Here is a 13,103-nt window from a genome sequence, read left to right as displayed (position 1 = left end):
TGACCGATCGGTCAGATTGGCGTGGTGGCGTTCCCCACACCGGTGCGCGGTTTAACCGGCGTGCTCGGCGTCGTACCTGGTCCGCGCCTCGGCGATGGCCCGGCGGTGCCGCTCGGCCCAGCTCGTGAGTGCCACCAGCGACTCGTAGAGCTCCAAGGCCATCGGGGTCGCCGTGTACTCGACCTTGGGTGGGACGGTCGGATAGACCGTGCGGTGCAGCAGGCCGTCCCGTTCCAGGTTGCGCAGCGTCAGCGTGAGCATCCGCCGACTGATCCCCTCGACGTTCCGCTCCAGCTCGGTGAAGCGCACCGGGCCGTGCGAGGCGGACACCAGGATGCTGATGCTCCATTTGCCGCCGACCCGGTCGAGCACCTCGCGGACGGTGCAGGCCCGGGCCTGACCCGGGGTGAACGGCACGTTCTCGGCCGCGCAGGTCAACTCGGCCTTCACCTGCGCGGACACATCGCTGTTCCTCTGGGACACAACAGTGCCTCCTTCCGCTCCGGCTCATGGTCACAGACGATGACCTCGGTAACAAACCGTGCACCAAGGAGGGGTTCCATGGACCGTGTCGTCGCGTCCCGCTGGCCAGCGCTGCTGGTGCTCTGCGCCGGCAGCCTGATGATCATCCTGGACGGCAGCGTGGTCGCCGTGGCACTGCCCGCCGTACAACGCGACCTGGGCTTCACCGCCGCCGGCCTGGCGTGGGTGGTCAACGCCTACCTGGTCGCGTTCGGCGGGCTGCTGCTGCTCGCCGGCCGCCTCGGCGACCTGCTCGGCCGACGGCGGGTCTTCCTGGCCGGCATCACACTGTTCACAATGGCCTCGCTGGCCTGCGCGGTCGCCACCGGGCCGGCGCTGCTGGTCGCCGCGCGCTTCGGGCAGGGCGTCGGCGGCGCGCTCGCCATGGCGGTCAGTCTCGGCATGATCGTCCGGCTCTACCCCGAGGCGGCCGAGCGGGCCCGTGCGATCGCCGTGTTCAGCTTCACCGGAGCGGCCGGCGCGTCGATCGGCACGGTCGCCGGTGGGGTGCTCACCGAGGCTGCCGGATGGCGGTCGATCTTCCTGGTCAACCTGCCGATCGGGGCGGTCATCCTGCTCGCCGCCGTCCGCCGGCTCCCCGCCGAACGGGGCATCGGCCTGCGGTCCGGCCTGGACGTGCCCGGCGCGCTGCTCGCCACCGCCGGCCTCATGGTCGCCGTGCTGGGCATCGTGGGCACCGCCGAGCACGGCTGGACCAGCCCACGCACCCTCGGTACGGCGGTGCTCGCGGTGCTGCTGCTCGGCGGGTTCGCCGTACGTCAGCGAGTGGCGGCCGTCCCGCTGCTGCCGGCCCGGGTGCTGCGCGTACCGGGCCTGGTCGCGGCGAACACCGTGCAGTTCCTCATGGTCGCCGCGTACTTCGGCTTCCAGTTCCTGCTCGCCGTGGAGCTGCAACTGGTGCTCGGGCTGGACGCGTCGGCCACCGGCTGGGCTTTCCTGCCCACCCCGGTGGTGATCGCGGTGGTGTCGCTCGGCTTCGCCGGTCGGCTGATCGCCCGCTGGGGTGCCCGGAGCGTGCTCCTGGCCGGGCTCGGCCTGGCGACCGTCGGGTTCCTGCTGCTCGCCCGGCTGCCCGCCGACGGTGGCTACGCCGTGGACGTACTCCCTGCCATGCTCGTCTTCGGGGTGGCCGGCGGCCTGACGCTGCCGGCGGTCACCACCCTCGCGATGGCCGGCGCGACCGACACGGACGCCGGGCTCGCCTCCGGCCTCGCCAACACCACCCAGCAGGTCGGCGGCGCGGTCGGCCTGGCCGTGCTGGCCACCCTGGCCGCCGCTCGCAGCGACGCTCTGCGGGCTTCCGGCTGGGCCGAGACGGCAGCGCTCGCCAGCGGCTACCGGACCGCGTTCGCCGTGGCCGCCGCCCTGGTGGTCACCGCGTCACTTGTCGCCGTGACGGCACTGCCCCGACGCCCAGTCCACCCCGGGCCGGACACTGATCCGTCGGGGCCGGCCACGGTGGGCGCCGAAACCGATCCGTACCCGAGCGCCGCGTCCGGTTGACCGACGGCGCCGCCGCGAGTTGAACACGTCCAGCAACGCCTCGGCTGCCGCCTGGGACGACCCAGGCAGGGGGACGACACCGGCGGCGTCATCCCCTGTCCTGCCGCTGACGGGGCTAATGACGAATTGCGGCTCGTGGTGGTGGAACGCCGTTCCCGTCGGCACGTCATGCGGCCCCCGAAGCCTCCAGAACCATACGGATCTCCGTCACCTCGTAGTTGGCGCGGTCGAAGGCGGCGGCCATCGGGATGTTCGTAGTGTCCGTGGTCGCGGTGATGCGCTCGGCGCGTTCGGTCGCGTGGAAGCGGGTGATCTCGGCGAGGATCTCGTCGATCAGTCCCTTGCCGCGCTGCTCGGGTACGACACCGAGATACCCGACGTTGCGGTTGTACGGGGTCGCTGACGGGACGGCCAGGCCGGCGAGAGTGCCATCGGGCAGCTCCGCAAGCCTCCACCAGGAGCGCTCACCCGGGCAGTCGAGGTAGAACTTCATGTCCTCCTCGGCCAGCTGCCTGGCGCTCTTTCTGCGCAGCTCGTCACGGGTGGCCTCGTCGAGGCTGTCGCCCGACACCCGCACGAAGGCCTCCAGGAACTCCTCGTCGCTGCCCTCGCGGAACGTCAGCCGACCGCCGGCCCCGGGCAGTCCCGCCGCCGGAGTCCACTCGTAGTGCAGGCGCTGAATCTCCCGGCTCAGCCCTGCGCGCAGGCCCGCCTCGCGACGCCAGGCCACTGCCTCGCTCAGTTCCGGTCGGCTGCTCCAGTCCGTTGGGAGGGAGAGGTTGTACAGCGGCCGCGCGCCGAAGGCGGCATGCGCGGCGTCAAGGAGCCTGGTGGCGACGGCGACCGGATCGCCAACGGTGGAACGGACCTGGAGGCAATCGAGCGCTATGGGGCGCTCGCTGTCGGCACGACCCCACCAGAGTGCACGGCCAAGGATGTACCCGTTCTCGTCCTCGGCAAGCCAGACCCATTCCGGGCGGAACTGGTTGGCACCGAGCTCCTCGCGGATCTTCTCAGCGGTCAGGGCGGTGATGGGACCGTCGGCCGGGTACGCGGCGGCACGGTCCAGGGCGGTGGAGTCCGCAGTAGCGGGAAAGAATTTCATCGGGCACATGATCACAAATCGAAATGGCAGAGCAAGGCATTTCTTGCTGGCTGCCCACCGACGGCGCCTACCTCGTCGACGTGTTCCCGGCGATGCTGGTCTTCGGGATGGCCGGCGGTTGCTGGTGGCGCTGAGCAGGTTGCCTGGTACCCGGCCCGCCGAAACCGATCGGCACGTCCGGTTGACCGACGGCACTCAGGCCGGGAGGGTGGTCGGGTGAGCGAGGCTGACGAGACCCGGGACGGCGTGGCCCTGACCAACCTGGACCAGCCGTTGTCCGACCGCGACGACGCGACAAAGCGCGACCTGGTCGACTACCTCGACGCGGTCCACGACCCGATCCTCGCGCAACTGCGGGGCCGCCCGCTGTCGGTGATCAGGGTCCGCCCCGGCCAGCCACCGTTCATGCAGAAGAACCTTCCCCGCTACACGCCGGACTGGGTCCGCCGGGTGCCGGTCTGGGCGGAGGCGTCGCACCGGGAGATCTCGTACGCCCTCTGCGACGACCGCCGTACCCTGCTCTGGTTCGCCAACCAGCGGGCGGTGGAGTACCACCCGACGCTGGCCACCGCGGCGGACCCGCACCGCCCGACCCACCTGGTGCTCGACCTGGACCCGCCGGAGGGCGACGGGTTCCGCGCGGCGGTCGCCGCCGCCCTGCTGGTCCGCCAAGCGCTGGCCGACTCCGGCCTCGCCGGCGCCGTCAAGACCAGCGGGGCCAAGGGCGTGCACGTGTTCGTCCCGGTGGCCGACGAACCCACGGCGGAGGAGTTGGCCGCCGCCACCCGGGCGCTCGCCGTCCGCGCCGAGCGGCTCGACCCGGCGCTGGCGACCACGGCGTACATCAAGGAGGACCGGGGTGGCCGGGTCTTCGTGGACGCCACCCGCGCGGGCGGGGCCACCGTGGCCGCCGCGTACAGCCCTCGACTGCGCCCCGGGATGCCGGTCTCCTTCCCTGTCGACTGGGCCGACCTGACCGAGGTGACCCCCGCCGACTTCACCATCCGGACGGTGCCGTCGCTGGTCGCCGACGGCGATCCCTGGGCCGCGCTGATGCCGGCCCCGCAGCCGCTCCCCGCCGACCTGGTCGCCGAGGGCCGGACCATCCCGGTGGCCCGGGTGCAGGCCATGCACGAGGGGAAGCGCCGGGCCCGTGCCCGCCGCGAGGCCGGCTGACCAGGCTCGCCGGCCCTCGCTCGCGCCCGGCGACCGGCTGAATGTCGGTGGGTTGTGGCACGATTTTCCAGGTGAGCAGCAAACCCGACGCGACCCAGCGACTGGGCGACCTGGCGCGGCTGCGCCGGGTCCGCGACCGGATCGACCGGGAGTACGCGCAACCGCTGGACGTCGAGGCGCTCGCGCGTGGCGCGCACATGTCGGCGGGGCACCTCAGCCGCGAGTTCCGGCTCGCCTATGGCGAGTCCCCATACAGCTACCTCATGACACGACGGATCGAGCGGGCCATGGCGCTGCTGCGTCGTGGCGACCTGAGCGTCACCGATGTCTGTTTCGCGGTGGGCTGTTCGTCGCTGGGCACCTTCAGCACCCGTTTCACCGAGCTGGTCGGCGTGCCGCCCAGCGTCTACCGCCGTCAGGCGGCGCAGGCGACGGCGGGGATGCCGTCGTGCGTGGCGAAGCAGGTGACCAGACCGATCAGGAATCGAGAAGCGCGGGTCGCGGAGCCGCAACTAGCGTGACGGCCATGGACATCACCATTCACTCCAGCTTCCTCCCGCACACCGATCCGGACGCCTCCCTGGCCTTCTACCGCGACATCCTCGGCTTCGAGGTCCGCCTCGACGTCGGTTACGAGGGGATGCGCTGGATCACGGTCGGGCCGGTCGGCCAGCCCAGCACAGCCATCGTCCTGCACCCTCCGACCGCCAACCCGGGCATCACCGACGCCGAGCGGCAGACCATCCTTGAGCTGATGGCCAAGGGCAGCTACTTCGGTGTCAACCTCGCCACCACCGATCTGGACGCCACGTTCGCGAAGCTGGAGGCAAGCGACGCCGAGGTCGTCCAGGAGCCGACCGAGCAGCCGTACGGCGTACGCGACTGCGCCTTCCGGGACCCCGCCGGCAATATGATCCGCATCCAGGAAGTGCGCTGAGTCGTCCCGCCCGACAGATGGAGACACGATGAGCACGGCCACCCAGCCCTCCGCTCCGCACGTTGCCGACAGCCACGACCTGATCCGGGTGCAGGGCGCGCGCGTCAACAACCTCAGGGACGTCAGCGTCGAGATCCCGAAGCGGCGGCTGACGGTGTTCACGGGTGTCTCCGGCTCCGGCAAGAGCTCGTTGGTGTTCGGCACCATCGCCGCCGAGTCGCAGCGGATGATCAACGAGACGTACAGCGCGTTCGTGCAGGGTTTCATGCCGACGTTGGCGCGGCCCGAGGTCGACCTGCTGGACGGCCTGACCACGGCGATCATCGTGGACCAGGAGCGGATGGGCGCCAACTCCCGATCCACCGTCGGCACCGCCACCGACGCCAACGCGATGCTGCGCATCCTGTTCAGTCGGCTCGGGCAGCCGCAGATCGGCTCGCCCAACGCATACTCCTTCAATGTCCCCTCGGTGAAGGCGACCGGTGCGATCACCGTCGACCGTGGCGCTGGCAGGACGAAGACCGAGAAGGCGACCTTCACCCGTCTCGGCGGCATGTGTCCGCGGTGCGAGGGCATGGGCGCGGTCACCGACATCGACCTGTCGGCGCTGTACGACGACAGCCTCTCGCTCAACGAGGGCGCGATCACGATCCCGGGTTACAGCATGGAGGGCTGGTACGGGCGGATCTTCCGTGGCTGCGGCTACTTCGACCCGGACAAGCCGATCGGCAAGTTCACCAAGCGGGAGCAGCACGACCTGCTCCACCGGGAGCCGACCAAGATCAAGATCGACGGCATCAACCTGACGTACGCGGGCCTGATCCCGTCGATCCAGAAGTCCTTCCTCTCCAAGGACATCGACGCGTTGCAGCCACACATCCGCGCCTTCGTGGAGCGGGCGGTGACCTTCACGACCTGTCCCGACTGCGCCGGCACCCGGCTCAGCAAGGAGGCCCTGTCGTCGAAGATCAAGGGAAAGAACATCGCCGACGCCTGCGCGATGCAGATCAGTGACCTGGCCGCCTGGGTGCGCGGGATCAAGGAGCCGTCGGTGACCCCGTTGCTGGCGGGGCTGCAACACCTCCTCGACTCGTTCGAGGAGATCGGCCTGGGTTACCTGTCCCTCGACCGGCCGTCGGGCACCCTCTCCGGTGGCGAGGCACAGCGCACCAAGATGATCCGCCACCTGGGCTCCTCGCTCACCGACGTCACCTACGTCTTCGACGAGCCGACGATCGGGCTGCACCCGCACGACATCCAGCGGATGAACGAGCTGCTGCTCCAACTGCGCGACAAGGGCAACACCGTGCTGGTCGTGGAGCACAAGCCGGAGGCCATCGCCATCGCCGACCACGTCGTCGATCTCGGTCCCGGCGCCGGCACGGACGGCGGGACCGTCTGCTACGAGGGCACCCTGGAGGGTCTGCGCGCCAGCGGCACCATCACCGGGCGCCACCTGGACGACCGGGCGACGCTCAAGGAGACGGTCCGCACGCCCACCGGCAAGCTGGAGATCCGTGGCGCGTCGGCCAACAACCTGCGCGACGTCGACGTCGACGTGCCGCTCGGCGTGCTCGTCGTCGTGACCGGCGTCGCCGGCTCCGGCAAGAGCTCCCTGGTGCACGCGTCGATTCCCGCCGGAGCGGGCGTGGTGTCGATCGACCAGGGCGCGATCCGGGGCTCACGGCGGAGCAACCCGGCCACGTACACCGGGCTGTTGGACCCGATCCGTAAGGCGTTCGCGAAGGCCAACGGTGTGAAGCCGGCGCTGTTCAGCGCCAACTCCGAGGGTGCCTGCCCGAGTTGCAACGGTGCCGGTGTCATCTACACCGACCTGGGGATGATGGCCGGCGTCGCCGCTCCCTGCGAGGACTGCGAGGGCAAGCGGTTCCAGGCGTCGGTGCTGGAATACCGTTTCGGCGGTCGTGACATCAGCGAGGTGCTGGCGATGTCGGTGACCGAGGCCGAGAAGTTCTTCGGTGCCGGCGAGGCGCGTACGCCCGCCGCGCACGCCATCCTCGACCGGCTCGCCGAGGTCGGGCTCGGCTACCTCAGCCTGGGGCAGCCGCTCACGACCCTGTCCGGCGGCGAGCGGCAGCGGCTCAAGCTGGCCACCCACATGGCCGAGAAGGGCGGCGTCTACGTCCTCGACGAGCCGACCACCGGCCTGCACCTGGCCGACGTCGAGCAGTTGCTCGGCCTGCTCGACCGCCTCGTCGACTCCGGCAAGTCGGTGATCGTCATCGAGCACCATCAGGCGGTCATGGCGCACGCCGACTGGATCATCGACCTCGGTCCCGGCGCCGGTCACGACGGAGGCCGGATCGTCTTCGAGGGCACCCCGGCCGACCTCGTCGCTGGTCGCTCCACCCTCACCGGCGAGCACCTGGCAGCGTACGTCGGCAGGTAAGCCGGCGATCAGCTCTCCGCTCGGCGTGGCCGGCTGATGGGGGCGCTGAGCATTCCGGTGATGGCGTCGACGAGGAAGTCGCCGACCTCGGGCCATCGGGGGTCTTCGCCGTTGCGTTCGGCGCGTGCCTCGACCTCGGCCGTCGCGGTGCTGACGATGCGGGTGATCAGGAGCGCCCGGCCGGCGACCACCTCCGGGTCGAGGTGCCGTAGCCGCGCGGCCAGTGACTCGCGCAGCTCCAGTGCCTGTGGCGTGGTGTCCTGGGCTTCCCGCACGATCGGCAAGGTGGCGGGGTTGTGCAGCATGTGTTCCAGGAACCGGGCCCGCCAGCTCGGGCGCGGTAGCTGGTCGAGGACCCGCATGCTCGGCTCCACGAGACCGCGGATGTCGCCGAGGACGGAGTCGTCGATCGGGGGCATGCCGACGCGTGCCTGCGCCACCTCGTGCACGTGGCGGGCCATCAGCGCCTTGAGCAGGCCCTCGCGCCCGCCGAAGTAGTAGCGCACCGCCGAGTGGTTGGTGTTGCCAGCCGCCTCGGCCACCCTGCGGTCGGAGACCTCGGCGACTCCCGACTCGGCGAACAGCCGCTCCGCCGCGTTCAGCAGCGCGGTGCGGGCCGCCTCGGACCGCCTCATGACCGGCCCCCTCGTGTCCTCGCCCGCATGTGACTCAGGTCAACCTAGCCGGATTCCCGGTCCCGGCATCCGCCGCCTACAGTTTGTAAGTCAACTGGCGTACAAACATGAGCTGGAGCGTGCATGGATACCGAAGCCGTGATCGAGGCTGCCGACGTGGTGGACGGCCGCCCGCCCGGCGCGGACCGCAAGGAACAGATCATCCGAATGGTCGCACTGTTCGTGATGCCGTTCCTCATGGTCACCATGATGTTCGCGACCTACATGTCGACCATGCACTCACCGCACCCCCGGGACATGCCGGTCGCGGTCGTCGGCAGCGGCGCCACGGCGCAGGCCGTCGTCGACGGGCTCAACGCCTCTGACAGCACCGAGGCCACCCTGGTGGCCACCCGCGACGACGCGGTCGACCTGCTGCACGACCAGGAAGCCACCGGCGCGCTCATCCTGCCCACCGCGGGCGGCGCCAACGCCACCATCCTCACCGCCTCGGCGGCCGGAGCCTCACAGAACGCCACCGTCCAGCAGTTGCTTGCGCCCGTGGCCTTCCAGAACAGCTGGCAGACCACCACCGAGGACGTCGCACCGCTACCCGCCGGTGACTCTGCCGGCATCGCGGTCCTGTTCGCCGCGATGGGCATGATGCTGGCCGGTTACGTGCCACTGAGCATCATGGTGATGGGCGTCCCTCACCTGCTGCGGCTGCGACGGTTCCTGCCCGTGCTGGCCGGCTGGTCCGCGCTCACCAGCTCGATCATCTGGCTCATCCTCGGGCCCGTCGTGGGTGCCGTCGAGGGTCACTACCTCACCTTCCTCGGCGTCGGCATGCTCGCCACCGCGGCCGTCGGCCTGGCCCAGCTGCTGCTCTCCAAGGTGGTCGGGCCCCTCGCGGTGCTGCCCGGCATGCTGCTCTGGGTCGTGTTCGGCATGCCCGCGTCGAACCTGGCCCTGTCGGTGCACAACATGCCCGGGTTCTTCCAGTTCCTGCATGGCGTGCTGCCGCTCCCGGCGGCCGGTGAGGCACTGCGCTCGGTCCTGTACTTCGACGGCAACGGTCTGGGCACCCACCTGATCGTCCTGGCCGTGTGGATCGTGGCCGCCCTCGCGCTCTGTCTGCTCAAGGAGCGCAGCGCGAGCGGGAAGATGATCCCCGGCGTCCCCCCGATCAGCGACCCCGACTCGAAGGCCCCCGCTCTGGCCGGCGGGCCGCCGCGCTCCAAGCGGTTCCGGTACGTGGCCGCGGCCGGCTTCCCGCTGGCCATCCTCGTGGTCGTCGTGGGCGCCATGGGGTTCTCCATGCACAAACCGCAACCGCACGACATCCCGGTCGTCGTGGTCGCCGCCGCCCCGGGGCAGGCTCAGCAGACCGCTGCCGGTCTCAACGCACAGCTTGACGGCATCCTCGACGTCACCGTCGCCGGCACCGTGGATGAGGCCACCGAGCAGATCCGCTCCCGCGAGGTGGTCGCCGCCTTCGTCCTGCCGTCGGCACCGGACACCCCGGCGACGCTGTACTCGGCGTCCGCCGCGAACGCCAGCCAGCAGTCCGCGATCCGCGCGATCTTCCAGCCGATCACCGCGGCCCAGGGCCTCCCGCTCACGCTCACCGACGTGCAACCCCTGAGCGAGACCGACACCGGCGGCAGCAACAGCATGTACGTCGGCATGTCCTGGATCATGGCCGGCTTCCTGTTCCTGGCCGTCCTGCGTGGCGGTGCCCCGCACGTGCGCCGCCTGCGCCAGTTCCTGCCGCTGCTGGGCGGCTGGGCGATCGGCATGTCCGTCTGGCTGTGGTTCCTCTTCGACGTCCTCATCGGCGCGATCAGCGGCAACGCCCTGGAGACGATCGCCTACGGCACCCTGACCATCTTCTCGGTCTCCCTGGCCACCGGAGTGCTCACCCGCACCGTCGGCCTGGCGGGAATCATCCCGATGATGGTGGTGCTCATGATGGCCGGCGTACCCGCCTCCGGAGGTGGCATGTCGGTGTACCTGGTCCCCGAGGTGTTCCGCCCTCTCCAGGACGTGCTGCCGCTGCCCGCGGCGGTCGACATCGCCCGATCGCTGCGGTACTTCGACGGCGTCGGCGTCGGACAGAACCTGCTGGTCATCGCCATCTGGGGCGCTGTCGGGCTCGTCGGAAACCTCGTGATCGACCGGTGGCTCAAACGCCGCGAGCGCCGCTCGGACTCCGGCGGCCCGGACGCGGGTACGGCATCCGAGGCGCACCTGAGGCTGGTGCCGGCCGAAGCGCACTGAGCGGCACCGGGCCCACCGCCGATCTCCCCGGATCGGCGGTGGGCCGCTCCTTCTGGTCAGGCGGGGTTGTGCTCGACGGCGACGTCGAGCACCCAGGTGACGCCGAACGGGTCGGTGAGCATGCCGTAGAGGGGAGCCCAACCGGCGGGCGCGAGGTCGACCAGGACGGTCGAGCCCTCGCTGAGCTTCTTCCAGTAGCCGGTGATCTCGTCGGCGTCGCTGCCCCGGACCGAGACGAAGAACGGGCTCTCGCCCTGGCTCCACGGCCGCGCCGACGGCACGTCGTACGCCATGATCTGGAAGCCCTCGGCGGACGTGACCTGACCCCACATGACCTGGTCGGCCTCGTCCGGGTTCTGCACGTTGTGGGCGTCGGCGTAGGTCACCGCGACGAGGTCCCCGCCGAAGACGGCCCGGTAGAAATCGAGGGCGGCCCGCGCGTTGCCCCGAAGGTTGATGTGCGCGACGGTGTTGATGCTCATTGCTGCTCCTCGTGTGACATGACCCGTGGCTGGTGCCCAGGTGCAACGCCGACGATGGCAGGGGTAGCGGTCAGGTTGTGGCCGCTATCCGGGGCAGACTCGGATGCATGGCCACGACCTCCGCGAGACTGCTGTCGCTGCTCTCGCTCCTCCAGGCCCGGCGTGACTGGCCGGGGGGCCTCCTGGCCGAGAGGCTGGACGTGAGCCCGCGAACGGTGCGACGCGACGTCGACCGGCTGCGCGAGCTCGGCTACCCGATCAGAGCCTTCAAGGGGCCGGACGGCGGGTACCGGCTCGACGCCGGCGCCCAACTGCCACCCCTGCTGTTCGACGACGATCAGGCCGTCGCCATCGCCGTCGCACTCCAGGTGGCAGCCCTCTCCGGGGCGGACATCCAGGAGGGCGCGGCGCGAGCGCTGAACACCATGCGGCAGGTCATGCCCAGCCGACTGCGGCACCGCATCGACGCCCTCCAGGTCACCGCCGTCGGACAACCCGCCACCGGGCCGGACACCCCGGTCGACAGCACAGTGCTGACAGCCATCGGTGCGGCCGTCCACGCCCACGAGGTTCTGCGCTTCGACTACGCCTCGACGAGCGCCGCCACCGACGCACCGCCCCGCCGCGTGGAGCCCCACCACCTCGTCACCTGGAAGGGTCGCTGGTATCTCGTCGCCTGGGACCTCGACCGGGACGACTGGCGGACCTTCCGCTGCGACCGGGTCAGCCCGCGTACCCCGACCGGACCACGCTTCACCCCACGACAACTGCCCATGGGAGACGTGGCCACGTACGTCGCGGGCCGCTTCCGAGGTTCCACCGACACCTCGGCGTGGCCCTGCGTGGGGGAGGTCATCCTCGGCCTTCCCGCCGCCGTCGTCGCCACGTACACCCGCGACGGGCTTGTCGAAGAACTCGGCCCCGACCGCTGCAAGCTCGTGCAGGGCTCCTGGTCCTGGATCGGCCTCGCAGCCGCGCTCGGCAGATTCGACGCCGACATCGAGGTGATCGGGCCCGCCGAGCTCAAGGCCGCCTTCGCGGGGCTCGCCCGCCGCTACGCCGAAGCAGCAGGATGACGGCCGGGTCGCGGCGGCGGAAGGGCCGCCGGAAACGCAAAACGGGCGCGGGAGCCAAACTCGCTCCTGCGCCCGGCACTGTCGGGTGAAATCTTTCTTGGTGCCCCCGGCAGGATTCGAACCTGCGCCCCCGCCTCCGGAGGGCGGTGCTCTATCCCCTGAGCTACGGGGGCTCAGCGACTGGAGAAGACTAGCAAACCCTCCCCCCGTACGCCGAATCGGTATCGGGTGAGCCGATCGTGTCGGTAACCGGCCCACCCGGTGCTCAGGCCGCCGCGATCGCCCGCCCGCAACTGGGCAGCGGGTGCAGGACGATTCGCCGGGGGAGCCGACGTGGCCACTCGTTGCGCGGCCAGGAGCCGTCCACGATCAGGTGCACGGTGCGCTGCTCCTCGCCGCTGAGCCGCAGCACGAAGTCACGGGGGAGCGGCGGGTCCACCGTCGGCGTGGTGATCATGAAGCGCACCCGACCACGGGACGAGACCGCGGAGATCACGTCCGCCGCCGGCATGGTGCCGCGCAGTCGGACCCGGCCGATCCAGTAGACCTCCGCGAGGTGCTCCTGGGCGGCCCGGGTGATCGCCGGGTACTCACTGCGGACCCAGCGCTCGACCGCGCTGACGCAGAGCCCGCAGGCGCGCTCGCGCGGCTCGCGCGGACCCAACCCCCAGGCCCGCAGGTACGCCCCGACCGCGCCAGGGTCCAACGGCAGGTCGAAGCGCCGTTGGATGAGCGTGGTGAGGCTCTGCCGCGTCCACAGCTCCTCGTCCAAGCCGAACTCGTCGGGGTGGACGCCCCGCAGTGTGTCGATCAGTTCGAGTTCCTGTTCGCGGCTGAGCATTCCCGGCTCGCCCTGCCGCTGTCCGCGACGGACGGCTGCCACCGCCCCGTCACCGCCAATGGTGTGGCGTCGGCACCAACTGGTGACCGAACGCCGTGCGTCTCTGAGTGCAACCCCCACGTCTTGGGCAACGAGC

12 protein-coding genes and 1 tRNA gene are annotated in these 13,103 nt (G+C 70.6%); 7 read left to right on the top strand and 6 right to left on the bottom strand.

Going from position 1 to position 13,103, the window contains the following annotated elements; all coding sequences use genetic code 11:
* Positions 1–51: 51 nt before the first annotated feature.
* Positions 52–438, bottom strand: a complete 387-nt coding sequence (locus GA0070619_RS22840) for a winged helix-turn-helix transcriptional regulator (RefSeq protein ID WP_088951986.1) — start codon at positions 436–438, stop codon at positions 52–54.
* A 123-nt stretch (positions 439–561) separates the two neighbouring features.
* Between GA0070619_RS22840 and GA0070619_RS22835 the strand changes: the two genes are divergently transcribed.
* Positions 562–2,046 carry an MFS transporter gene (locus GA0070619_RS22835; protein ID WP_088949948.1) on the top strand — a complete coding sequence of 495 codons (1,485 nt, stop codon included), beginning with the start codon at positions 562–564 and terminating at the stop codon, positions 2,044–2,046.
* 166 nt (positions 2,047–2,212) lie between these two features.
* Here the strand turns inward: GA0070619_RS22835 and GA0070619_RS22830 are convergent, their stop codons facing one another.
* Entirely contained in the window at positions 2,213–3,151 is a 939-nt protein-coding gene (locus GA0070619_RS22830) for a GNAT family N-acetyltransferase (RefSeq protein WP_088949947.1), read from the bottom strand.
* Between the two features lie 216 nt (positions 3,152–3,367).
* Here GA0070619_RS22830 and GA0070619_RS22825 point away from each other — a divergent pair, with 216 nt between their 5' ends.
* The 4 genes from GA0070619_RS22825 (at position 3,368) to GA0070619_RS22810 (ending at position 7,674) form a co-directional block, all read left to right on the top strand.
* The gene (locus GA0070619_RS22825) at positions 3,368–4,327 is read left to right on the top strand and encodes a DNA polymerase domain-containing protein (RefSeq protein ID WP_088949946.1); all 960 of its coding nucleotides are present in this window, start codon (positions 3,368–3,370) and stop codon (positions 4,325–4,327) included.
* Between the two features lie 71 nt (positions 4,328–4,398).
* Positions 4,399–4,848, top strand: a complete 450-nt coding sequence (locus GA0070619_RS22820) for a helix-turn-helix transcriptional regulator (protein ID WP_088949945.1) — start codon at positions 4,399–4,401, stop codon at positions 4,846–4,848.
* A gap of 5 nt (positions 4,849–4,853) precedes the next feature.
* Positions 4,854–5,264, top strand: a complete 411-nt coding sequence (locus GA0070619_RS22815) for a VOC family protein (protein ID WP_088951985.1) — start codon at positions 4,854–4,856, stop codon at positions 5,262–5,264.
* Between the two features lie 28 nt (positions 5,265–5,292).
* Entirely contained in the window at positions 5,293–7,674 is a 2,382-nt protein-coding gene (locus GA0070619_RS22810) for an ATP-binding cassette domain-containing protein (protein ID WP_088949944.1), read from the top strand.
* Positions 7,675–7,682: 8 nt separating this feature from the next.
* Here GA0070619_RS22810 and GA0070619_RS22805 read toward each other — a convergent pair whose 3' ends face one another.
* The gene (locus GA0070619_RS22805) at positions 7,683–8,309 is read right to left on the bottom strand and encodes a TetR/AcrR family transcriptional regulator (RefSeq protein ID WP_088949943.1); all 627 of its coding nucleotides are present in this window, start codon (positions 8,307–8,309) and stop codon (positions 7,683–7,685) included.
* Between the two features lie 123 nt (positions 8,310–8,432).
* Between GA0070619_RS22805 and GA0070619_RS22800 the strand changes: the two genes are divergently transcribed.
* Positions 8,433–10,568, top strand: coding sequence for an ABC transporter permease (locus GA0070619_RS22800; protein ID WP_157744073.1), 2,136 nt, complete (start codon positions 8,433–8,435; stop codon positions 10,566–10,568).
* A gap of 56 nt (positions 10,569–10,624) precedes the next feature.
* Here the strand turns inward: GA0070619_RS22800 and GA0070619_RS22795 are convergent, their stop codons facing one another.
* Positions 10,625–11,050 carry a VOC family protein gene (locus GA0070619_RS22795; protein WP_088949942.1) on the bottom strand — a complete coding sequence of 142 codons (426 nt, stop codon included), beginning with the start codon at positions 11,048–11,050 and terminating at the stop codon, positions 10,625–10,627.
* Positions 11,051–11,157: 107 nt separating this feature from the next.
* Between GA0070619_RS22795 and GA0070619_RS22790 the strand changes: the two genes are divergently transcribed.
* Complete coding sequence (locus GA0070619_RS22790; protein WP_088949941.1) at positions 11,158–12,126, top strand: helix-turn-helix transcriptional regulator; 969 nt, start codon at positions 11,158–11,160, stop codon at positions 12,124–12,126.
* Between the two features lie 98 nt (positions 12,127–12,224).
* On the opposite strand, the gene GA0070619_RS22785 is transcribed toward GA0070619_RS22790, so the two are convergent.
* Both GA0070619_RS22785 and GA0070619_RS22780 read right to left on the bottom strand, forming a co-directional pair.
* Positions 12,225–12,299 (bottom strand) — tRNA-Arg (locus tag GA0070619_RS22785).
* Between the two features lie 92 nt (positions 12,300–12,391).
* Positions 12,392–13,087 (bottom strand): winged helix-turn-helix domain-containing protein, encoded by a 696-nt coding sequence (locus GA0070619_RS22780; RefSeq protein WP_088949940.1) that lies wholly within the window; start codon positions 13,085–13,087, stop codon positions 12,392–12,394.
* Positions 13,088–13,103: the final 16 nt, after the last annotated feature.

The sequence above is a fragment of the Micromonospora zamorensis genome (assembly GCF_900090275.1).
Lineage (GTDB): Bacteria > Actinomycetota > Actinomycetes > Mycobacteriales > Micromonosporaceae > Micromonospora > Micromonospora zamorensis.
Note: the sequence above shows the minus strand (reverse complement) of the source record. Positions and strands in the feature narration are given on the sequence as shown.